Consider the following 21742-nt stretch of genomic DNA (forward strand, 5'->3'; position numbering starts at 1 on the left):
CCGGAGCGGTGGTCCGCACCCCTAAGGACGGCACCGCATGAAGACCCGCACCCTCGTCGTCATCGGCCACGGAATGACCGGCCACCGCCTCGTGGAGGAGGTCCGCTCCCGCGACCGGGACGGACTGTGGCGGGTGGTGGTCCTCGGCGCCGAGCGACACCCCGCCTACGACCGGGTCAGGCTCTCCTCGGCCCTCGACGGCGCCACCCCCGCCGGGCTGAGCCTGGTGAAACCCGACATGTACGAAGACGCCCTGGTGGAGTTCCGTCACTCCACCAGGGCCGTCGGCATTGACCGCGCGGCCCGCACCGTGACGCTGGAGGACGGAGGGCACCTCTCCTACGACGCCCTCGTGCTCGCCACCGGCTCCGTGCCCTTCGTGCCGCCCGTCCCCGGCCGCGACCTGCCGGGCGCCTGCGTGTACCGCACCCTCGACGACCTCGACGCGATCCGTCAGGCCGCCGCCGGCACCACCACCGGGGTGGTGATCGGCGGCGGCCTGCTCGGCTTGGAGGCCGCGAACGGCCTGCGGCTGCTGGGCCTGGCCCCGCACGTCGTGGAGATGGCCCCGCGGCTGATGCCCGTCCAGGTGGACGAGGGCGGCGGGCGGGTGCTCGACCTGCTCGTCGGCCGGCTCGGCGTCACCACGCACCTGGGCGTGGCGACCAGCCACATCGAGGCGGGTCCGGACGGCCGGGTGGCGCGCCTGGTCTTCGCGGACGGTACGTCGATCGAGACGGGGCTCGTCGTCTTCTCCGCCGGCGTACGGCCCGCGGACTCCCTCGCCGGCCCCGCCGACCTGCCGCGCGGCGAGCGCGGCGGGTTCCTCGTGGACGACCACTGCCGCACCCCGGACCCGTACGTCTGGGCCATCGGCGAGTGCGCGGCCGTCGAGGGCCGCTGCTACGGCCTGGTCGCCCCCGGCTACCGGATGGCGGAGGCCGTCGCCGGGCAGCTCCTGGGCGAGGGGCCGACCCGCTTCCCCGGCGCCGACATGTCCACGAAGCTCAAGCTGATGGGCGTGGACGTCGCCTCCTTCGGCGACGCCCACGCGCAGACGCCGGGCGCGCTGGAATTCGTACGGGAGTCCGCGGGCGGGGAGGTGTACGTGAAGCTCGTGCTCGACTCCGAGGGCGACAGCCTGCTCGGCGGGATCCTCGCCGGGGACGCCGCGGCCTATCCGCTGCTGCGCTCCCTGCTGGGCCGTGAACTGCCCGACTCGGCCGAAGCCCTGCTCGCCGGCTCCTGATCCCGGCCGCCCACGCCAACGGCGAGAGCCCTTACCCGATCGGGGTAAGGGCTCTCGCCGTGTTGGGCGCCGGTGCTCCGGTGCGTAGTCGGGGCGTGGGGGCGTCGGTTCCTCGGGCCGGATCAGACGCCGGCGGTCTCCGCCTTGCGGTCGGCGGCCGGCGCGGCCGGCGTCGCCTTCTGCTCGGGCTTCTTCAGGCCGAGGGAGATCAGCGCGGTGATGACGATGCCCGCCGCGGCGATGAAGACCGCCGTGCGCAGACCGTCGGTGGTGGCGGCGCGGAGCGCTTCACCGGTCTGGCCCTCCAGACCGGAGTTGGCGATGGCGACCAGGACGGCGAGGCCGACGGCGCCACCGATCTGCTGGGTGGTGGAGGCGACACCGGAGGCGATGCCCTGCTCCTCGGGGGAGACGCCGATGGCGGCGGCACCGAACATCAGGGTGTAGCCGGCGCCCTGGCCGAGACCCATGATGATCAGGCCCGGGACGAGGAGCCAGTAGGTGGCGTCGGTGGCGAGGGTGAAGCCGAGGATCGCGGTGCCGATGACACCGATGACCATCGCGGAGACCATGATGGCGCGGATGCCGTGCTTGGTGGCGAGGCCGCCGGCGGTCTGGGCGCCGATGGCGATGGCGACCATCGGGACCAGGAAGGCGATGCCGGTCTCCAGCGGGCTGTAGCCGTGGACGCCCTGGAAGTAGACGGTCAGGAAGTAGAGCAGGGTGCCGAAGGTGGCCATGTAGAAGAAGGTCACGCCGACGGCGGTGGTGAGATTGCGGTTCTTGAAGAGGCTCAGCGGCAGCAGCGGGTCGGAGGACTTCTTCTCGATGACGAAGAAGGCGACGAGCAGGACCACGCCGATGGCGAGGGCGCTCAGGACGACCGGGGCGGTCCAGCCGGACTCCGGACCCTGGACGAGGGCGAAGACGATCGCGGTGATGCCGACGGTGGAGGTCAGCGCACCCATCAGGTCGAAGCTGCGGCCGGTGCTGACGTTGGTGTCGGGCTTGATGAGCGGGAAGGCGAGGAACATCGCGATGCCGGCCAGCGGCACGTTGACGTAGAAGACGGACTCCCAGCCGAAGGACTCGGTCAGCACGCCGCCGAGCAGCGAGCCGACGATCATGCCGCTACCACCGGCGGTGCCCCAGACGGCGAAGGCGCGGTTGCGCTCCTTGCCCTCCGCGAAGCTGGTGGAGACCAGGGTGAGGGTGGCGGGGAAGAGGAACGCGCCGCCGATGCCCTGGATCGCGCGGGCGGCGATCAGCACCTCGGGGGAGCCGGCGAGGCCGCCGAGCAGCGAGGAGCCGGCGTAGAGGCCGAGGCCGAGGACGAACATGCGCCGCGGGCCGAAGAGGTCGCAGGCCCGGCCGCCGAGGAGGAGGAATCCGCCGAAGGCGACGGCGTAGGCGCTGACGACCCACTGGAGGGTCTGGGCGGAGAAGCCGAGCCCGGAGCCGATGTCCGGGAGGGCCACGTAGACGATGTTGTAGTCGATGGAGATGATCAGCTGGGCGAAGGCCAGCAGAGCCAGAGTGAAGCCGAGGCGCTTGCGCCGGCCGTCCTGGGCGATCGGGGTCGAAGACATGGTGTGTACAGCTCCCGGTGTCGGGTCGGGGGATGGTCTGGGGGTCGCTGTGACGCGGTGACGCGGGGTGAAGCGGGGTGAAGCGAGGCGAAACGGGTGGTGCCTGTGGCACCGGGTGATGCGGGTGGCGGCTGTGGTGCCTTTGGTGCCGTTCTGGTCAGGAAGCCAGTTCGTGGGTCACCTGGTCGGCCAGCCGGCGGGCCAGCTCAAGGCGCTTGATCTTGGCGGTGGCCGTCCGGGGAAGCTCGCTCAACTTCATCTGGATCGGATCCGCCATGTCCGACTGGTCCGCGATCGCGCGGCTCCAGCGGGCGAGGTCCAGCGGTGCGTCGTCCTTGGTGCAGACGACGGGCACCGGCTCCTGCTTGGGGCCCGGCACGATGATGAGCTCGGTGAGCTCCGGCAGCCGGTGCAGGACGGTGTCCTCGACTTCGAGGGTGGAGTGGATGGTCGGGATCTGGTCGACCTCGCGGTCGAGCAGGTGCAGGCAGCCCCACTTGGTGCGGTAGCCGACGTCGCCGCCGCGCCACCAGTCGCCGTCGAGCTGCTTCTCGAAGCGCTCGCCCTCGCCGTAGTAGGTCAGGGCGCGGCCGGCGGTCTGCACGTCGATGTAGCCCGGGTTCTCGCGGGAGGGCTTCTTGCCGTTGCGGGGCACCAGGCGGTACTTGGTGATGCCCGGGGTCGCGTAGCCCTGGCAGCGGCCGTCGGCCTTCATGACGGTCTTGCGGGTGTACGGGCGGGCCACCAGCGGGCCGCACTCGCTCTGGCCGTAGACCTGGAGGAAGACGGGGTTCGTCCGCTCCGAGGCGCGCAGGAACTTGTCCATCGTGCCCGGGTGGATGGCGTCGAAGGTGCTGTTGTAGAAGCGGACGGTGGAGAAGGGCTTGCGCGGGTCGTCGAGGATCGACTCGCACTCCAGGAATGAGTTGGGGTGCGTCTCGAAGACCCCGGGACGGTACTTGACCATCGCGTCGGCGACCTTGCCGGGCTCGGCGTCGTCGAGGAACACCATCGGCTTGTTCCGCAGCATCATCGCCGCGATGCCGGGGTACATCCGCGAGTGCACGTAGCTGACGTGCATCAGGATCGGTTCGCGCTGGCGCAGCATGCTGACGACCTTGTCCTGCCAGCGGTAGCGCGATCCGATGGAGCGGGCGGAGTGCACCACGAGCTTCGGTATGCCGGTGGTGCCCGAGGTGTGGGTCATGATCGCGTGCGAGTCCGGGTGCAGCGTCACCGGCGTGCGCTCGGGGGCGCCCGCCAGGTCGCCGAGGGTGATGGCGCCCTCGACCGGCTCGGTGACGGAGATGACCCGCGCGGTGAGTTCCGCGAGCGGCGAGCCGGCCAGCGAGCCGCGCAGCTTGGCGGCGTCCGTCAGCAGGGTGGGGGAGGGGAGGCGCTGCAGCAGCGCGTTGATGGTCTCCCCGTCCAGGTGGGCGGAGAGCATCACCGGGACGGCGCCGATGCGGGCCGTCGCGCAGGCGAGCAGGGTGATGTCGAAATTATTGGTTTTGTGGATGACGACGTGGTCGCTCGGCCGGACACCGGTGGCCCAGAGGCGGTTCGCCATCTCGGCGATCAGTTCCGCGAAGTGGGCGACCGTCAGGACCTGGCCGGCCTCGGGGAGGGCGTCCATGGTGCGGTCGAGCGTGATGGTGTTGGCGCCGAACTTGGCGGCAGCCTCCTCGGCGACGAGGCCGAGGTAGAGCGGCGTCTTGTTCTTGGGAATCCGGAGCATGTATTCAAGTTCGCACCGGCGGTCCGCTGGCCCAATAGCAGACGTTTTACTGTGTCAGCTCGGTGCAATCAGGTCGTGGATCATGGCGCGAAATCAGTGTGCCGTGCATGTGTTGCATGTGTCCGGGCGTTCGGGCCGGCGCGTTGGGGTTGTCCGGGGTTGTTCAGGGCCGCTCAGGGTCGTTCGAAGCCGGTTCAGGGCCGTTCGCGTTCTTTCAGGTCCGTTCCGGCCCGTGTGCGCATGAAAAGGCCCGTAGCGGGAGTTCCGCTACGGGCTCTTTCCGCTGTCCGCAGGACGGGCGCCGGTCAGGCGGGGGCCGTGGGACGCGCGCCGGCCGGGCGCGAATTACTTGCCCAGCCCCTGCTTGATCGCCGCGGCGATCTCCATCGTGCGCACGGTCTGGTAGCCGACCGCTGCCAGATTGTCCTCGGTCACGTTCTGCGCGAGCTGGCCGGGAACGGCCTGGAGGCCGGAAGTGGCGCTCACGCCGTACGGGTTGCCGTTGCTCGGCGCCAGGAGGATCGGGTCGGTGACGCCCGGCGGCACGATGATGGCGCCCCAGTGGTAGAAGACGTTCGACAGCGACAGGATGGTCGATTCCTGGCCGCCGTGCTGGGTCCCCGTCGAGGTGAAGGAGGACATGGCCTTGTTCTTCAGGCCCGCGCGGGCGTGGAGTTCGAAGGTCTGGTCGATGAAGTGCTTGAGCGGCCCCGCCATCGCGCCGTAGCGGCCCGGGGTGCCCCATATGACCGCGTCGGCCCAGTCCAGGTCGTCCATGGTGGCGATCTCCACCTCACGGCTGCTGCCGCCGGTGTGCTCCTCGTATGCCTGCGTCCACTCGGTGTAGTTGGGCGCGAGCGTGGTCTCCTGGATCTCGGCGACGCGGCGCAGCCGCACCTGGGCGCCGGCCTTCTCCGCGGCGTCGGCGGCGGCCACCGCGAGCTTGTGGATGTTTCCGGTGGCCGAGTAGTAAACAATGGCGACGTTGGTCATCGGCTTTTCAGTCTCTCTTCGTGGGAATTCGTGCTCTACAGGCCTCAGGACCTTGGATTTCAGGGGACGGCCGCAGGCCTTAGGGGCTCGGCCTTAGGGGCTCGGCCTCAGGATCTCCGGGGCCTCAGGTGCGGGCAGGCCTCAGGGCTTCGGGGTTTCGCGGTCGACACCCGGCGGATTGTCTATCGCGTAGCGCCACACACCGTCCGCGCCCCGGCGCACCACATCCGTGGCCGTGCCCTCGTGGTGTACGGAAGTGCCGTCCGGCTTAACGCCCTTGATGAGATAGTCACACAGCAGCAGCGCCAGGTCGTCGTATTCGTAGCAGTGGCGCACCGTCAATTTCATCGGGATTCCGAGCGCCAGGAAGCTGCTGGTCGCGGCGCGCCGGCCGGCGCCGGTGACCACCTGGCCCGGGGTGAGGACGCGTACCGCCCCCGGCTCGAAGAGACGGTCGATCGCCTCCAGGTCGCGTGCGTTGAAGGCCCGCAGGAACGCGTCGGGCAGTTCGGACGGCGCGGTGACGGGCGCGGGCGCGGTGACGGGCGCGGTGACAGACGCGGTCATCGTGGCTCCTGATGAGGGGGGAAAGAGGTACCCGTTGGAGTTGGAGGAAACAGCGGTGCGGGGGGTGGCGGCGCAGGGGGAACCGCGGACGGCTGCGCCTGTGACTGCGGCGGATCTACGGATCTACGGATCTACGGATCTACGGATCTACGGATCTACGGATCTACGGATCTTTTGACCTGTGGAACCGGCGGACGGCCTGCGGATGACCTACGGGCCTGCGGTCGGAAGGTCCGGCGGTCGGAAGGTCCGGCGGTCGGAATGGGCTGCCGGGCAGGGCTACTCGACGGCGACGCCGCTCGACCCTTCCGGCCGTACCGGCTCGGCGGGCAGCCGGTCCAGTGTCATCCCGAAGTACTTGTGGTAGGCCTCGAACACCTGGACGTCGTCCGCGAGGTGCTCCTCGGTGAGCTCGTCGCCGACACGCCGGGTCAGGGTGCGCCCCTTGAGCGTGATCCGCCCCTCCACCGTGGGCAGCGAGCAGAACACGTCCTGGAGGAACGGCGAGTCCGGGCAGGTGCGGAACCACCACAGCGACGGCTTGAACTCGCCGAGCTCGCGCGCCCGGCCGTCCACCCGGTACATCGGCTCGCCGTCCAGCACGAGGTCGAATTCGCCCTGCTCCGGAGCGCCGAAGCGGTACGCGCCCTGCGGGTCGTACTGCACGGCTTCGGTCCCCAGCAGCAGCGGCCGCCGCGGGTTGCGGCGGAAACCGACGTCCACGAGGTACGCGGTCTCCTCCACGGTCACGCGCAGCACCAGGTGGCCCAGCGGAGCGCCGAGCCCGCCCGGGCGGTGCACGCGCGCGGCGAGGATCTCCACCTGGCAGCCGAGCGACTGAAGCAGGAGTCCGAAGGCCGGGTTCACCTCGTAGCAGCCACCGCCGCGCCCCTGGTGCACGATCTTCTCGACGGCCCGCTCGTCCAGGTGGATGTCCTGGTCCAGGTGGTAGTCGAGGTTCTCGAACGGGACGGTCAGCACATGGCGTTCCGTCAGCTCGCAGAGCGCCGCCAGGTCCGCCCGAGCCGGGCGCGAGGCGCCGATCCGGGCCAGGTAGGCGGTGGCCAGCACGTCCGAGATCATCAGGCGTCCAGGGTCTTCACGACCGAGGCGACCTGGAGCGTGCGGCGCGCCTGGAAGGCCGCGGCCTCCAGGTTCTCCTCGGGCACCTGGCCCGGGTTGCCGCCGACGACGGCGGAGGCGCCGTACGGGTTGCCGTTCTTCGGCTTGTACAGGACCGGGTCCGTCGAACCGGTGGAGACGATGACCGAGCCCCAGTGGGTGATCGCGTTGTGCAGGGCGAGGATCGCGGAGACCTGGCCGCCGTGGGCGGCGGAGCCGGAAGCGAAGGCGGAGACGGCCTTGTTGAGCAGCTTGCCGTCGATCGACAGCTTGGAGGTGGAGTTGATGAAGTGCATCAGCTGAGGAGCGGCCAGCCCGAAGTGCACCGGGGTGCCGAGGAGGATGCCGTCGGCCCACTCCAGGTCCGCCAGGGTGGCCACGGGGATGTCCTTGGTGGCGTCCTGGTGGCCGGCGGCGCCGTCACGGCTCGCGGCCTCACCGTTGGGCGCGATCTCCGCGATGCGCAGGAGGCGGACCTCCGCGCCCTCCTTCTCGGCCGCGTTGGCGGCGGCCTCGGCCAGCTTGTGGGTGGAGCCGGTGGACGAGTAGTAGATGACAGCGATGTTCGTCATGACGTGCGGAACTCCCTTTCGACCGCCCCCGCTCGTTTCCGGACGTTCAGGTGCCGGGGCCTTGGGACGATCCTGTTCCGTGGACCGCCCCGTGCCGAGGGCCGCGGTCTCAGTACGTCAGGTAGGCGGGGCCGTCCGTCAGGTCGGCGCGCGCGCGGGGCGTAGGCGCGGGGGCGGACGCGGGGGCCGGGGAGCGGTCCGTACGCCGGTGAGGTGCGGGTCAGGGGCGGGAGGGGCGCTGGGCGGCACCTACCGCTGCCGGGACTGGGCCGTACGCCGGTCCGGTCGGGCACGTGCGCCGGTAAGCGCGCGAGCCCCGCGAGCCGGCGCGTCGGTCGGGCCGTGAGCCCGTACGCCGCACCGGTGTACGCGTCGCCTCGCGTCCCTACGTCAGGTGCCCGCGGAAGCGGTCGCGGCGGGAGCGGTGGTCGCGGCGGCGGCGCGGCGCCGGCGGCCGGTCGCCACCAGCAGCACCACGCAGCCCCCGAGCAGCGCCGACATGAACAGTCCGACGCCCCTCACCTCGCCGAACGCGAGCGGGATCTGCGCTCCCAGCCCGCCGCCGATGTTGATGGTGAAGCCGTACAGGGCGGTCGCCATGACTCCGTGGGCCGTGCCCGCCGCCGCGCCGATCTCCTGCACCACGGCCGGCCCGATCGCGGCCACGCCCAGCATGAAGACGAACATGGATCCGGCCAGTCCGGCGGTGGTGCCGCCGAACAGTCCCGCACCGCAGATCCCCGCCGCCGCGACCGCGAACGCACCGGCTCCGCGCGGCCGGGCCGGTATCCGGCCCAGCAGCGGCGCCACCAGCACGCCCAGGACCAGCGCCGGGATCGCGGTGGCGCGCAGCGTCAGCATCGCCTGGCCGTCGCCGACCAGTTCGGCGGGACCGTAGAGCTGCACACTGGTGTAGACGGCCGTCATGGTGCTGGCGCAGGTGAGGCCGACGATGTACAGCGGCACCAGCCCGCCCCACAGCCTGCGCCGCCCGGCGCCGGGCGCGGAGGCGGCGTCCGAGGTCTGCGCGGGATCGACCCCCGACAGCACCCGCCGCAGGACGAGGGCCCCCGCCAGCAGCAGGGGAGCGGTCACCCAGAAGGTGCCGCGCCAGCCGACGACGGCGGCCAGCAGCTGGGATTCCACCTGTCCGATCACGATCGTCCCCGCCATGCAGGCGGAGACGATCGTCAGTGCGGTCGGCAGCTTCGACGCCGGTATGTGCGCGTTGAGGTACGCGTACACGAGCGGCACGTAAACGCCGGCGAACAGGCCCTGCCCGGCCCGGAGGGCCAGTCCCGCGCCGAACGACTCGGCGAGCGGGACGCAGGCGGTCACCACCGCCAGCGCACCCACGCCCGCCACCAGGACCGCCCGGGTGCCGAAGCGGCGGGCGAGCGCGCCGCTGAAGAGCGAGACGACCGCGTACGTCACCGCGTACGAGGAGGTCGCCCAGGTCGCCGATGCCTGGTCCACCCCCCACGCCCGCCCGATCTCGGGGAGCAGGGGGATCGCCACGTACAGCTGGCCCACCACCAGCATCCCGAGGAGCGAGATGGCCGTCACGACGGGCGCGACGGACGGGCCCTTGGGGGACCGGGTGGCGGGCTTGCCGGCCAGCGTGTGGGTGGGTTGTGGTGTGGGTGGCTCGGCCGTTCCGGCGGAGGGCGTGCGTAGGCTCATCTGCTGCTCCTGGGGGCTGCGGGGCACCCCGGGAGGGTGGGCCGATCAGCGTGTGGGGTGGCGCGGCTGTCGGTCAGCCGCCGTACGGCACCTGAGCCTTCTTGGCCTTCAGCGCGGTGCCCCACCACTCCAGGGCGTCGAGGAGGGTCTTCGCCGCGGCGTCCGCCTCGGTGGGGTCGATGAGGTTGCCCTGCTCGTCGAACTGGCCCCACGGACCGTGGAAACCGACGGTGTCGCGGACCGTGACCATGTGGCACTCGGCGAAGATCTGGCGCAGGTGCTCGACGGCGCGCATGCCGCCGGCGAGGCCGCCGTAGCCGACGAAGCCGACCGGCTTGGCCTGCCACTCGGTGGTGTGCCAGTCGATCAGCGTCTTCAGCGAGGCCGGGTAGGAGTGGTTGTACTCCGGGGTGACGACGACGAAGGCGTCGGCCGCGGCCAGGCGCGGCGTGACGCCGGCCAGCACGGCCTGGGTGGCCTCGGAGGGCGACTGCGACAGCTGGTTCGGCAGGTCGTACTCGATCAGGTCGATCACGTCGATGTCCAGGCCGGCCCGCTCCCGGGCGACGCCCGCGAACCAGTTCGCGATGATCGGGCCGAACCGGCCGTCACGGACACTTGCGATGATGACTGCGACGCGGAGCGGCTCAGACATGGAAATACCTCCGGAAGTATGCGGCGGCGCCCGGTCCGTGGGTGACGGACAAGGCGGTCCCGCGCTAGCGCCTCTCACCTTTTCGGCCCCAACCGGATGCGACAACTCCGTCTCCCCAAGTCCGTCAGCTCCCCCGAGGCCCCCGCCCTGCGGCGCGCGCCCCGGTTCGTCGGCGCGTAGCCGGGTCGAGGCTGTGACGCCCGTGCTCGCACGCGATTCCCGACAGCCCGCCCCGGCGGCCTCCCTCGCACGCCGTCAGGCGTTGGCCGAGCGCGGGGCCCGCCTCCGAGCTCGTACGGGTCACGGCGGGCCGGCAGGTGGCAGGGGGGTGCTCTGGGGCAGGGGCCCCGGAGGGGCGCCGGTGGGCGCGTTAGGGTGCCCGCGCGCGGCGGAGCCGCAGGGCCGACCGGGGTGGCCCGGTCCGGCGCGGGGCGCCGGGGGCATCCGGTCCGCGCCGGTGCGCGAGATGCGTGGGGTCACCGCCCCCGCTCCTTGGGCGCATGACGCAGCGCCACCGCGCCGCCCGCCACCCGCGCCCCCGGCAGCCTCATCCGCGCCGCCTGTCCGCCCGGGAAGTCACCCGGTGGTGCCGCCGCTCACCGGATCCGCAGGTGCCCGAGGTAGGACTCGACATTGCGCCGCGTCTCGTCCACCGAGTCCCCGCCGAACTTCTCGACGACCGCGTCGGCCAGCACCAGCGCGACCATCGCCTCGGCCACGATGCCCGCGGCCGGCACCGCGCACACGTCGGAGCGCTGGTGGTGCGCGGCAGTGGCCGCGCCGGTCGCCACATCCACCGTCGCCAGCGCCCTCGGCACGGTGGCGATGGGCTTCATGGCGGCCCGTACGCGCAGCAGCTCACCCGTGGTCAGCCCGCCCTCGGTGCCCCCGGAACGCCCCGAGGTCCGCTTGATCCCCGCCGCCGTGGGGACGATCTCGTCGTGGGCCCGCGACCCGGGCAGCCGGGCGAGCCCGAAGCCGTCGCCGACCTCGACGCCCTTGATGGCCTGGATCCCCATCAGCGCAGCGGCCAGACGCGAGTCCAGTCGCCGGTCCCAGTGGACGTGCGAGCCGAGCCCCACGGGGACCCCGTACGCCAGCACCTCCACCACACCTCCGAGGGTGTCGCCGTCCTTGTGGGCCTGGTCGATCTCCGCGACCATCGCCTTGCCCGCATCCGCGTCCAGGCACCGCACCGGATCGGCATCGAGCTCCTCCACATCACCGGGGACCGGGTAGAGGCCGTACGGGGCCTTGGCCGCGCCGAGCTCCACGACGTGCGAGACGATCTCGATCCCGGCGGCCCGTGCCAGGAACGACCGGGCGATCGCGCCGAGAGCCACCCGCGCCGCGGTCTCCCGCGCGCTGGCCCGCTCCAGGATCGGCCGGGCCTCGTCGAAGCCGTACTTCTGCATCCCGGCGAGGTCGGCGTGGCCGGGCCGCGGGCGGGTCAGCGGCGCGCCCCGGCCCGTTTCCTTCAGCTCGGCGGGATCCACCGGGTCGGCGGACATGACCTTCTCCCACTTCGGCCACTCGGTGTTGCCGATCATCACCGCGACCGGGGACCCCAGCGACAGCCCGTGCCGCACCCCGCCGAGGAACGTGACCTCGTCCTGCTCGAACTTCATCCGCGCACCCCGGCCGTGGCCGAGCCGGCGCCGGGCCAGGTGCTCGCCCACGAGCCCGGTGCTGACGGGAACACCGGCGGGAAGCCCCTCCAGCGTCGCCACCAACGCCGGTCCGTGGGACTCTCCGGCGGTCAGCCAACGCAATGTGCCCATGCGGACGATCACCCCTGCTCATTGGTCGCTCATTGGTCGGGAAGCGTCACCATAGGCAGCGCCTCTCGCCCGGCTTGCGCACCGCAGGGGCAATGCATCAGCTCCCCGGCCCCATCCGGGTGGGGCGGTCCCCGCTAGCGTTCCCGAGGGTGCGGGCGCACGCTGGAGGGTGGGTGAAACCCTGGAGGTGATGCATCGTGTCCACGCTCGTCGGGTGGCATGTGGAGATCGAGTTCACCGAGGACGGCCACCGCACGACCGCCGCGGCCATGGTCAGGCTCCCGGACGGTACGGAGCTCAGGGCGCACGGGTATGCCATGCGCCATCCCTCCGACCCGGAGCAGCTACGGGTCGGGGAGGAGATCGCCGGCGCCCGGGCCCTCATGGACCTGTCGACCGAGCTGTTGCAGAAGGCCCACGCCGAGATCGACGAAGTCACGGGCCGGCACTCGTACCCACTGAACCAGTAAGCCCAGGCCCTGGGCTGGCCCACCGTGGCGCTTCCCTTCCGGACGCGCCACGGTGGCCGCGCACCCGCTGCTGACGCGCCGGCTGATCAAGGAGCGGTACGGACCCACCGCGTGAGCCCGGCCCAACTGCCGGGCGCCAGGTCCAGTACGGGGCCGTCGCTGACCTTGGAGTCCCGGACGTGGACGGCCTCCGCGCAGGCGGCCACCTCGACGCACTGGTCGCCGTCGCTGCTGCTGTAACTGGACTTGAACCACTTCGGTGTGTCGCTCATAGCTCTCCTAGCAGGCGGTCCAACAGGCGTTCAGTCTCAAGGGGATTGAGGGCCTGGGTCCGGAGCATCGCATATCGCTGGGTCAGGATGCTGACGTCATCGGGGTCGGTGATGAGCTTGCTGCCGCGCTGGCCTTCGAAGTAGCCGAGGTGTTCGTGTTCGGGGGTCTCCACCATGGTGAATGAGCCGGAAAGGGCTGGGTGGTACGTCACACCGGCCGGCAGTACCTGGACGGTGACGTGCGGCAGCTCCATGCAGACCAGCAGATGACGCAGCTGTTCGGCGTAGACGGCGTCGCCGCCGATCCGGTCGCGGAGCGCCGCTTCCGAGATGACGAAGCTGAGACTCGGGGGCGGCTTGCGGTGCAGGACCCCCAGCCGGGTCAGTCGCCGGGCGGCCAGGGACTCGATCTCCTCGGGCAGAAACGCGGGGACGCGGCAGCGGAAGAGCGCCCGCATATAGCTCTCGGTCTGCAGAAGGCCAGGAATGACCATGGACTCGTACCAATGGAGCGTGATCGCCCGCTTCTCAAGGTCCATGTACTCCTCTGACCATGGGGTACTCGCATCCCGCACCGGCATTCCGTGGGCGGCCACCGTCAGCAGGCCGGGCAATCCCAGATGCTGATCCATCAGCTCGGCGACGTGCGGCATCAACGCCCGGCGGCCCTGCTCGATCGACGCGATGGTCTCCGCGTCCAGCCGGACCAGCTCTCCGAGCCGCTTCTGCGTGATGTTCTTGGCGATCCGGCTGACGGCCACCTGCGCTCCGACCATCTTCATGGTCGTCGCGTTCGGCCGTGCACGCTTCCTTGGTGGCATGACGATGAACTCCCCACCCCTGCACCCGAACTACCCGGTGCCGACCCGTACTCGTCCCCGAGTACGGGTTGGCGCTGAGCCATACGGTAGTCACAGGGCGCGACCATCGTCCGGTGAACTCCGATACTCAAGCGGCCCTCGTATGCGAGCGGTTGTACCTTCGCTCACACGCAACAGTCCCGGCCGCACGCCACTTCACACGTGACACCCTGCGCGCGTGGGGCGTGTCCGCCCGACGCGACGACATGTTGCTCTGCGTGAGTGAACTCGCCACCAACGCCCTGCGGTACGGGGTCCCGCGCGGGCGCGGTTACCTCCTGCGGCTGCTCATCTTCGACGCCACCGTCCGTATTGAGGTCCACGACAGCGGCCCCGGCCTGTCGCGGGTGCTGAGCCGTCCGTCCGGCGGGGAGAACGGCGGCCGGGGGCTGCTCCTCGTCGCCGCCCTCGCCGACCAGTGGGGCGTGCTGCCGCGGTCGCCGGGCAAGGTCGTCTGGTGCGAGTTCCGCTGAGGCGGAGGCGCGGGCGGAGGCGGGGCGAGTGCGGGCGGGCCCAACGCAGAGACGGGGGCCGGGGCAGATCGCCCCGGCCCCCGGCCCCGGCCCTACAGGTTCGGCTTCGCGTCAGAGCTTCTCGGGGGTGCGGATGCCCAGGAGCGACATGCCCTTGTTCAGGGTGCGCGCCGTCAGCTCGCACAGGAACAGGCGGTTCTCGCCGACAACGAGCTCCGGCTCCGGCCTGATGACCGGGCACTGGTCGTAGAAGGTCGTGAACAGCGAGGACAGCTGGTAGAGGTACGCGGCCAGCTTGTGCGGCGCGTGGTCCGCGGCCGCCTCCGCGATCAGCTCGCCGAAGTGGTCCAGGTGCAGGCCCAGCGCACGCTCCGCCGGGGCGAGCTCCAGCTCCGGGTGCGCGACCGGGCCGCGGTCGCCCGCCTTGCGCAGGATGGACCGGATCCGGGCGTACGCGTACTGGAGGTACACGGACGTGTCGCCGTTCAGCGAGACCATCTGGTCCAGGTCGAACTTGTAGTCACGGGCGGCGGAGGTGGACAGGTCGGCGTACTTCACCGCGCCGATGCCCACGTACCGGCCGTTCTCCACGATCTCTTCCTCGGTCAGACCGACCTTCTCGGCCTTCTCGCGCACGACGGCCGTCGCCCGCTCGACGGCCTCGTCCAGCAGGTCCACCAGCCGCACCGTCTCGCCCTCACGGGTCTTGAACGGCTTGCCGTCCTTGCCGAGCACCGTGCCGAAGGCCAGCTGCACGGCCTCGACCTCGTCGCTCAGCCAGCCCGCCCGGCGCGCCGTCTCGAAGACCATCCTGAAGTGCAGCGACTGCCGCGCGTCCACCACGTAGATCAGGGTGGTCGCGCCCAGGTCGCGGACGCGGTTGCGGATCGCGGAGAGGTCGGTGGCGGCGTAGCCGAAGCCACCGTCCGACTTCTGCACGATCAGCGGGGTCGGGTTGCCGTCCGGCCCCTTGACGTCGTCGAAGAAGACGCACAGCGCGCCGTTGGAGCGGACGGCGACGCCCGACTCCTCCAGCAGCTTGCAGGTCTCGCTCAGCATGTCGTTGTAGCCGGACTCGCCGACGACGTCGGCGTCCCGGATGTCCATGTCCAGCTTGTTGAAGACGGAATAGAAGTAGATCTTCGACTCGTCCACGAACCGCTGCCACAGGGCGAGGGTCTGGGCGTCCCCGGCCTGGAGGTCCACCACCCGGGCGCGGGCCCGCGTCTTGAACTCCTCGTCGGAGTCGAAGAGCGTGCGCGAGGCCTTGTAGAGCCGGTTCAGGTTCGACATGGCCTCCTCGCCGGAGACCTCCAGGTCGGCGTCGGCGCCCGCGGCCTTGTGGTCCAGCTCGTGCGGGTGCTCGATCAGGTACTGGATGAGCATGCCGAACTGGGTGCCCCAGTCGCCGATGTGGTGGCGGCGGACCACCTTCTCGCCCGTGAACTCCAGGATCTCCACCATCGCCGCACCGATCACGGCGGAGCGGAGGTGGCCGACGTGCATCTCCTTGGCGACGTTCGGCTGCGCGTAGTCGATCACCGTGGTGCCCGGGTTCGACGCGAGCGGCACGCCGAGGCGGTCGTCGCCCGCCCGGGCCGCGAGGGTCTCGATGATCGCCCTGTCGGTGACGGTGATGTTGAGGAAGCCGGGGCCCGAGACCTCGATGTCCCCGATCAGGTCACCGGTCGGGATGGAGCCGACCACGGTCGCCGCCAGCTCGCGCGGATTGGCCTTCGTCTTCTTCGCGAGCGCCAGGATGCCGTTGGCCTGGAAGTCCGCCCGGTCGCTTCGTCGCAGCAGGGGGTCGGCGGCACCGGCCTCCGGCAGGGCGGAGGCGAGGGCGTCCGCGACGCGCTGATTGACGGAGGAGGCGAGGGAAGGGACCGAGGCCATGAGCTGCCGTTCCTGTGAGGTCGCACTGCGAGGTGAACTTGTTCGTTCCGACAAAGGCCGAGTATCCCACGCGGGGGCTGTCCGTATCCCGGAAGATTCGGCGGGCCGGCCGGCGCCACAATGCGTGCGGGGATCGCCGGGCGGATCGGCGCGCGGATCGGCGGGCGGAATCCGCAGGCGTGACCGGCGGTCCGATCGGCGGTCCGATCAGCCGGCGCAATCCGCAGGCGCGATCGACGGGCGGAAACAACCTCGGAGCGCCCCGCCACGTCTGGGAGAATGGCTGAAGCCAGCATTCGAGTAGAAGGACGTGTCGTGGCTCAGAGCAGCACCGAGACCGACTGGGTCTCCCGTTTCGCGGACGAGGTCATCGCCGAGGCGGAGCGCCGAGCACCCGGCAAACCCCTCACGGTCACCGTCGCGTCCGGACTCTCCCCCTCCGGCCCGATCCACCTCGGCAACCTCCGCGAGGTCATGACCCCGCACCTGGTCGCGGACGAGATCCGCCGCCGCGGTATCCCGGTCCGGCACGTCCTGTCCTGGGACGACTACGACCGCTACCGCAAGGTGCCCGCCGGCGTCCCCGGCGTGGACGAGTCCTGGGCCCAGCACATCGGCAAGCCGCTGACCGCGGTCCCCGCCCCGGCCGGGTCTCCGTACGACAGCTGGGCCGAGCACTTCAAGGCCGCCATGGTCGAGGCGCTGGCCGAACTGGGCGTCGAGTACGACCCGATCAGCCAGACCGAGCAGTACACGACCGGCGTCTACCGCGAGCAGGTGCTGTTCGCGATGAAGCACCGCGGCGACATCGACGCCGTCCTCGACCAGTACCGCACCAAGCAGAAGCCGGGCGGCAAGAAGCCCCAGCAGAAGCAGCTCGACGCGGCCGAACTGGAGGCCGCCGAGGGCTCCGGCGCGGCCGCCGAGGACGACGGCAGCACCGCCGAGGGCGGGTACTTCCCGTACAAGCCGTACTGCGGCGTGTGCAACAAGGACTTCACCAAGGTCACCTCGTACGACGACGAGACGACCGAGATGACCTACGTGTGCACCGAGGACCTGCACACCGAGACGGTCAAGCTCAGCGAGTTCAACCGCGGCAAGCTGGTCTGGAAGGTCGACTGGCCGATGCGCTGGGCCTTCGAGGGCGTCGTCTTCGAGCCCTCCGGCGTCGACCACTCCTCGCCCGGCTCGTCCTTCCAGGTCGGCGGCCAGATCGTGCACCTCTTCGGCGGCGAGCAGCCGATCGGGCCGATGTACGCCTTCGTCGGCATCTCCGGCATGGCCAAGATGTCCTCCAGCAAGGGCGGGGTCCCCACCCCGGCCGACGCGCTGAAGATCATGGAGCCGCAGCTGCTGCGCTGGCTGTACGCGCGCCGCCGCCCCAACCAGTCCTTCAAGATCGCCTTCGACCAGGAGATCCAGCGGCTCTACGACGAGTGGGACAAGCTGGAGGCCAAGGTCGCCGACGGTTCCGCGCTGCCCGCCGACGCGGCGGCGCACAGCCGCGCCGTCCGGACGGCCGCCGGTGAGCTGCCGCGCACCCCGCGGCCCATGCCGTACCGGACCCTCGCCTCGGTCGTGGACATCACCGCCGGACACGATGAGCAGACCCTGCGCATCCTGAGCGACCTGGACCCGGAGCAGCCGCTGACCTCGCTGGACGAGGTACGGCCGCGCCTGGACCGCGCCGAGAACTGGATCACCACCCACGTCCCCGCCGACCAGCGGACCCTCGTACGCGAGGAGCCGGACGTGGAACTGCTGTCGTCCCTGGACGACGAGGGCCGCGAGTCGCTGCGGCTGCTGGTGGACGGGCTGGAATCGCACTGGTCACTGGACGGGCTGACCACGCTCGTCTACGGCGTACCGAAGATCATGGCCGGGCTGGAGCCCGACGCCAAGCCGACGCCGGAGCTCAAGGTCGCCCAGCGGACCTTCTTCGCGCTGCTCTACCGGCTGCTCGTGACCCGGGAGACCGGGCCCCGACTGCCCACGCTGCTGCTGGCGGTGGGCGCGGACCGCGTGCGCAAGCTGCTGGCGGCCTGACGCTCCGCGCGAGCCGCGTCCGCGACCGGCCGCGCGCACCGAAGCGGAAGGGCCCGCACCCCGAGCGGTTTCCGGGGGTGCGGGCCCTTCCGCTTGGGTTCTGCGGGCGCCCGGCGTTTCTTCGCTCGGCGTGCGGGCTCGGGCTTTCGGCTTCGGCTCTCCGCCCCTACGCGATGTGTTCGCTCTCCAGGTCCTTCTGGTAGCGCAGCTTGAACGCCGGGATCATCCGGCGGAGGAGGGAACCGCTGCGGGGGTGGGTCACGCCGTAACCGTCCGAGAGGTGTATGTCGAGCGCCTCGGCGGTCGGGAAGTCGTTCTGCTCGTCGATGAGCAAGCGGAACACCTTGTACGCCGCCTCGGCGAAGGCGGCCTCGTCGGGGGTGCCCAGGAACTCGTGGGACTGCTGAGCCAGCTGAGCCTGCTGGGCGTCCTGCTGTCGGGCGGCCGGGGCCGGCAGGTCCTGCGGGTGCGGGTGCTGGGGCTGGGGCTGGGGGTGGGGTCGGCCGTCCGGTTCCGGACCCGTCGGAGGCATGACCGGAGTCGGCTCCAGGCCCTCCACCACGCGCGGGTTGTAGCCGCCCTCGTACGCCGCCTGCGGGGCCCGCGGCGCGGCGAACCAGGCGCTGTTGTGCCCGGGGGCGGGGCGCGGCTCAGACCATGCTGCAGAAGTACTGCGAGTGGTTCCGGCTGGCCCGCTGGCTGCACCAGCGCGGCATCACCCGTCTCGCGGACTGCACCGAGGACCAGTGGCGGATCTACGCGGGCGTGCGCCGGGACGAGGGCATCAGCCGGGTGCACGCCGAGATGGTCCTCGGCTACTTCACGGACCTGTGGGTGTACGACCAGCTCAGCGCCCGCCCCGCAGGCATCAGTTGCCCGCCGTGGGAGACCGAGGGCATCGACGACTACCTTCCTGCCGCCGACGGCACGGACAACGCGGAGAACTCGACCGAGCCGCTCGACCCGCAGGTCCTGGGCCCGTTGCTCACCTGGGCACTGCGGTTCGTCGACAACTTCGCCGACGATATTCTGGCGGCCTGGACCGAGCAGCGCCGCCTGATGGACGTGGCGGCGAGCAACACCGCCACGTCGACGAGCCGGATAGCGCTCAAGGAGTACCTGCTCCCGCTCGTCAACTCGGGTGCCCCGCTGCCCGCCGCGCACGTCAAAGGGCGGCTCTACCTGGCCCGCGATTACGTTGCCGCACATACCGGCGCCACCCACGCCCAGATCGAGCGGCTCGTCATGCTGCACGGCATCCAGGACCTCGTCCTGGAGCGCCCGGCTCCCTGCCCGCTGAATGTCCCGGTCACCGGAGAGATCGAGGGCAGACCCTGGCGCGAACACATCTTCTTCGGCGAAGCGACCACCCTGATGCAGCAGTTGGGCACCGCCGCCGCTCTGGTGATCGTCTACCTCACCGGCATGCGCCCCCAGGAGGTTCAGGCCCTGCGCTCGGGCTGCTGCCCCGACCCCGATCCGGCCGCCGATGGCACCACAGGTCGGCACCTGATCCGCAGCCACCACTTCAAGAACGTCCTCGACGACAACGGCAACCACGTCTCCGCCGGCGAGGTCCGGGATGTCCCCTGGGTCGCGATCACTCCGGTTGTCCGCGCCATTCGGGTCCTGGAACGCATGGTCCCCGAGGGCGAACTCCTCCTCAGCGCCGCCCACCACGACGTGCATCGCCCCGGCGGCAAACAGCACCACGGAGCGATCCGGAAAACGTCCCTGAACCGGCGGATCGAGTCCTTCATCGTCTGGGTAAACCGCGAGGCCGAAGCTCAGGGAGTCCCTGACCAGGCCGTTCCCGAGGACCCACACGGCGCGATCGGCATGTCCCGATTCCGCCGCACCCTGGCCTGGCACGTTGCCCGCCGTCCCGGCGGACTGGTCGCCCTGGCCATCCAGTACGGCCACATGCGCACCGTCCTGGACACCCGCACCTCCAGCGGTTATGCCTCCCGAAGCCGCCGCGGTCTGCACAGCGTCCTCGACGTCGAGACCGTCCTGGCGGCGGCCGACACCGCCGCCCGCTTCCGCGACCGTACCGCGGCTGGCGAGAAGATCTCCGGTCCCGCGGCCCGCCGAGCCGTCACCGCCGCCGCACAAGCGCCACGCTTCGAAGGCCGTCTCGTACCCAAGACCTTCGCGAAGAAGGCCACGGCGTTCCTGGCCCGGGACGGCATTGTCCTCTACGACAACCCCGACGCGTTCCTCATCTGCGCCTTCAAGCACGACAACGCGCTCTGCGAACCCGAGCCCGGCGCTACTGCCCCAAGGCAGTACGCCTGCAAAACCGGCTGCGGCAACACCGTCCGCACCGACACCCACGCCCGGCAACTGCGAGCGCGAGCCGACGAGATCGACTACTTCGCGAACCATGCCCCCGACCCCATCGCCCGGAAACTGCGGGCTAACGCCGCCCGGCTCCGCGAGACAGCCGCCACCCACGACGCCACCGCCCAGAGCATCGAGGCCCTCACATGACCCAGCAGCACCCGGACGAACGCACCCGCATCCACGAGGCCATGGACCGCCTCCTGGCCGGGCAACCCACCATCTCCAACGGCAGCCTCACCGTCGCCGCCCTGGCCGTCGAAGCCGACGTCCACCGCATGGCCCTCATGAAGCGGCACGCGGACCTGAAGAACGAGTTCTACGAACGCGTCCGCAACGAGACCCAGCAAGTGCCCGAGGCCGAGAAACGGCTCCGCGAGACCGTCGCCAAGCTCAGGAATACCATCGCGAACAAAAACGCCGAGATCGAGGAGATCCGCCAGCAGGTGACCCGTCTTACTCTCGCAAGCGCAGTCCTCACTCGGCAGCAGGAGGACTCCTCAGCACCGCTGAAATCGAACCCTGGCAACGTCGTTCCGTTCCGTTAATTGGAACACTGACGACCTCACCAGCTTGGGCTCCTTCTCGCTGGGCTCTGTGAAGCCCACCTTCTGGGCCAGCAGGTTTCGTGGATGGCATAGCGATAAGTTTCGGGTCGGTTACCGAAACGGTGGCTGGCGAATCAGAGATTTTGCTGGCGCGCCAGCCGTGGAACCTACTATTTCGGCTGAAACTTCCGCTGCTCGGCCAGCGTGAGGCTATCCGCAAGGTCTGGCCAGTCCATCTCCTTCATCAGGAGGCGTGCGGTGGCGACGAAAAGCTTGTGGCGAGTCGGGTCGTCCTCCAGCCTCTCGACCACTTGGGCAAGGACATGAGCAGTGCGCATGGCGTTTGTTTGTGCGTCCCCGGCTCGGCCGACGAAAGGCAGGATGTGCGTGTTGAACTCATCCCACACGATCGACTGGTGCCCTTCGCGATGCCGTTCGAGCCACCAGGCACGTGCTGTATCCGCGTCGGCGAGCACCTTGTCCCGCATGTATGCCACACGAGTCTCATGCAGATCATGTTGAAGCTGCTGATCGCGCAAGGCGTCTTCGTATGCCTGGGCACGAGTTGCCGCTTCGGCTTCCAGCCGGAGGACGAGGTGTGCTTTGATCTCAATCGGCCACCTCGCATCCACCTGCCGCCAATCGGACAGCTCCAGCGCGAGCGCGCTCTCTGCCTCGTCAAGTTGCCCAGGCAGATATCCGCGGGTGATCTGCGAAGCCTTCTCCTCTAGCGCCATCCGTGCAGCCGAACGTACCAGGGCGCGTTTTTGACGCTGCTCGCCTGAAGCGAGGCGGCAGTGCAGCACACCGCTGACCGTATAGGCCACGCCCCAGAGCTTCGTTGGCCACGTAGTCGAAACGCGGTGACGAAGACGTCGGCGC

The 21742-nt window shown here is 70.4% G+C and carries 20 protein-coding genes; 6 read left to right on the forward strand and 14 right to left on the reverse strand.

The features are described from left to right. Window positions 1-37 precede the first annotated feature (37 nt). Window positions 38-1249: an NAD(P)/FAD-dependent oxidoreductase gene (locus tag ACWDX7_RS23190; RefSeq protein ID WP_451489130.1), complete on the forward strand. Its 1212-nt coding sequence runs from the start codon at window positions 38-40 to the stop codon at window positions 1247-1249. 122 nt (window positions 1250-1371) lie between these two features. On the opposite strand, the gene ACWDX7_RS23195 is transcribed toward ACWDX7_RS23190, so the two are convergent. The 9 genes from ACWDX7_RS23195 to aroC form a co-directional block, all read right to left on the reverse strand. Continuing rightward, on the reverse strand, window positions 1372-2838 hold the full coding sequence (locus ACWDX7_RS23195; protein ID WP_451489129.1) for an MFS transporter: 1467 nt from the start codon (window positions 2836-2838) through the stop codon (window positions 1372-1374). A gap of 157 nt (window positions 2839-2995) precedes the next feature. Then, window positions 2996-4576, reverse strand: a complete 1581-nt coding sequence (locus ACWDX7_RS23200; protein ID WP_451489128.1) for a class I adenylate-forming enzyme family protein — start codon at window positions 4574-4576, stop codon at window positions 2996-2998. A gap of 345 nt (window positions 4577-4921) precedes the next feature. Then, complete coding sequence (locus tag ACWDX7_RS23205; RefSeq protein ID WP_451489127.1) at window positions 4922-5569, reverse strand: NAD(P)H-dependent oxidoreductase; 648 nt, start codon at window positions 5567-5569, stop codon at window positions 4922-4924. A gap of 141 nt (window positions 5570-5710) precedes the next feature. Then, on the reverse strand, window positions 5711-6136 hold the full coding sequence (locus ACWDX7_RS23210) for a YybH family protein (protein WP_451489126.1): 426 nt from the start codon (window positions 6134-6136) through the stop codon (window positions 5711-5713). Window positions 6137-6415: 279 nt separating this feature from the next. Continuing rightward, window positions 6416-7219, reverse strand: a complete 804-nt coding sequence (locus tag ACWDX7_RS23215) for an arylamine N-acetyltransferase family protein (RefSeq protein ID WP_451489125.1) — start codon at window positions 7217-7219, stop codon at window positions 6416-6418. Continuing rightward, window positions 7219-7830 carry an NAD(P)H-dependent oxidoreductase gene (locus ACWDX7_RS23220; protein ID WP_451489124.1) on the reverse strand — a complete coding sequence of 204 codons (612 nt, stop codon included), beginning with the start codon at window positions 7828-7830 and terminating at the stop codon, window positions 7219-7221. The genes ACWDX7_RS23215 and ACWDX7_RS23220 overlap by 1 nt, the downstream gene beginning before the upstream one ends. Window positions 7831-8220: 390 nt before the next feature. Continuing rightward, window positions 8221-9513: an MFS transporter gene (locus tag ACWDX7_RS23225; protein WP_451489123.1), complete on the reverse strand. Its 1293-nt coding sequence runs from the start codon at window positions 9511-9513 to the stop codon at window positions 8221-8223. Between the two features lie 73 nt (window positions 9514-9586). Next, entirely contained in the window at window positions 9587-10168 is a 582-nt protein-coding gene (locus tag ACWDX7_RS23230) for an NADPH-dependent FMN reductase (RefSeq protein WP_451489122.1), read from the reverse strand. 596 nt (window positions 10169-10764) lie between these two features. Continuing rightward, window positions 10765-11949 (reverse strand): chorismate synthase, encoded by a 1185-nt coding sequence (gene aroC, locus ACWDX7_RS23235; RefSeq protein ID WP_451489121.1) that lies wholly within the window; start codon window positions 11947-11949, stop codon window positions 10765-10767. 197 nt (window positions 11950-12146) lie between these two features. On the opposite strand from aroC, the gene ACWDX7_RS23240 reads away from it, so the two are divergent. Next, the gene (locus tag ACWDX7_RS23240; RefSeq protein WP_451489120.1) at window positions 12147-12419 is read left to right on the forward strand and encodes a DUF1876 domain-containing protein; all 273 of its coding nucleotides are present in this window, start codon (window positions 12147-12149) and stop codon (window positions 12417-12419) included. A gap of 86 nt (window positions 12420-12505) precedes the next feature. On the opposite strand, the gene ACWDX7_RS23245 is transcribed toward ACWDX7_RS23240, so the two are convergent. Next, window positions 12506-12691, reverse strand: coding sequence for a DUF397 domain-containing protein (locus tag ACWDX7_RS23245; protein ID WP_451489119.1), 186 nt, complete (start codon window positions 12689-12691; stop codon window positions 12506-12508). After that, a complete protein-coding gene (locus tag ACWDX7_RS23250) occupies window positions 12688-13473 on the reverse strand; it encodes a Scr1 family TA system antitoxin-like transcriptional regulator (RefSeq protein WP_451489118.1) in 786 nt (261 codons plus the stop codon). Before ACWDX7_RS23250 ends, ACWDX7_RS23245 begins: the two co-directional genes overlap by 4 nt. A gap of 152 nt (window positions 13474-13625) precedes the next feature. On the opposite strand from ACWDX7_RS23250, the gene ACWDX7_RS23255 reads away from it, so the two are divergent. Then, window positions 13626-14024, forward strand: a complete 399-nt coding sequence (locus tag ACWDX7_RS23255; RefSeq protein WP_451489117.1) for an ATP-binding protein — start codon at window positions 13626-13628, stop codon at window positions 14022-14024. A 111-nt stretch (window positions 14025-14135) separates the two neighbouring features. Here ACWDX7_RS23255 and argS read toward each other — a convergent pair whose 3' ends face one another. Beyond that, on the reverse strand, window positions 14136-15920 hold the full coding sequence (gene argS, locus ACWDX7_RS23260) for an arginine--tRNA ligase (protein ID WP_451489116.1): 1785 nt from the start codon (window positions 15918-15920) through the stop codon (window positions 14136-14138). 279 nt (window positions 15921-16199) lie between these two features. On the opposite strand from argS, the gene lysS reads away from it, so the two are divergent. Next, on the forward strand, window positions 16200-17969 hold the full coding sequence (gene lysS, locus ACWDX7_RS23265; protein WP_451489115.1) for a lysine--tRNA ligase: 1770 nt from the start codon (window positions 16200-16202) through the stop codon (window positions 17967-17969). A 166-nt stretch (window positions 17970-18135) separates the two neighbouring features. Here lysS and ACWDX7_RS23270 read toward each other — a convergent pair whose 3' ends face one another. Then, window positions 18136-18531, reverse strand: coding sequence for a hypothetical protein (locus ACWDX7_RS23270; RefSeq protein ID WP_451489114.1), 396 nt, complete (start codon window positions 18529-18531; stop codon window positions 18136-18138). Window positions 18532-18626: 95 nt separating this feature from the next. Between ACWDX7_RS23270 and ACWDX7_RS23275 the strand changes: the two genes are divergently transcribed. Together ACWDX7_RS23275 and ACWDX7_RS23280 are read left to right on the forward strand one after the other, a co-directional pair. Continuing rightward, on the forward strand, window positions 18627-20462 hold the full coding sequence (locus ACWDX7_RS23275) for an integrase (RefSeq protein WP_451489113.1): 1836 nt from the start codon (window positions 18627-18629) through the stop codon (window positions 20460-20462). Further along, a complete protein-coding gene (locus ACWDX7_RS23280) occupies window positions 20459-20860 on the forward strand; it encodes a hypothetical protein (RefSeq protein WP_451489112.1) in 402 nt (133 codons plus the stop codon). Before ACWDX7_RS23275 ends, ACWDX7_RS23280 begins: the two co-directional genes overlap by 4 nt. 170 nt (window positions 20861-21030) lie before the next feature. Here the strand turns inward: ACWDX7_RS23280 and ACWDX7_RS23285 are convergent, their stop codons facing one another. Next, window positions 21031-21687 (reverse strand): hypothetical protein, encoded by a 657-nt coding sequence (locus ACWDX7_RS23285; protein WP_451489111.1) that lies wholly within the window; start codon window positions 21685-21687, stop codon window positions 21031-21033. Window positions 21688-21742 lie beyond the last annotated feature (55 nt).

This window comes from Streptomyces sp. NPDC003034, from assembly GCF_053591375.1.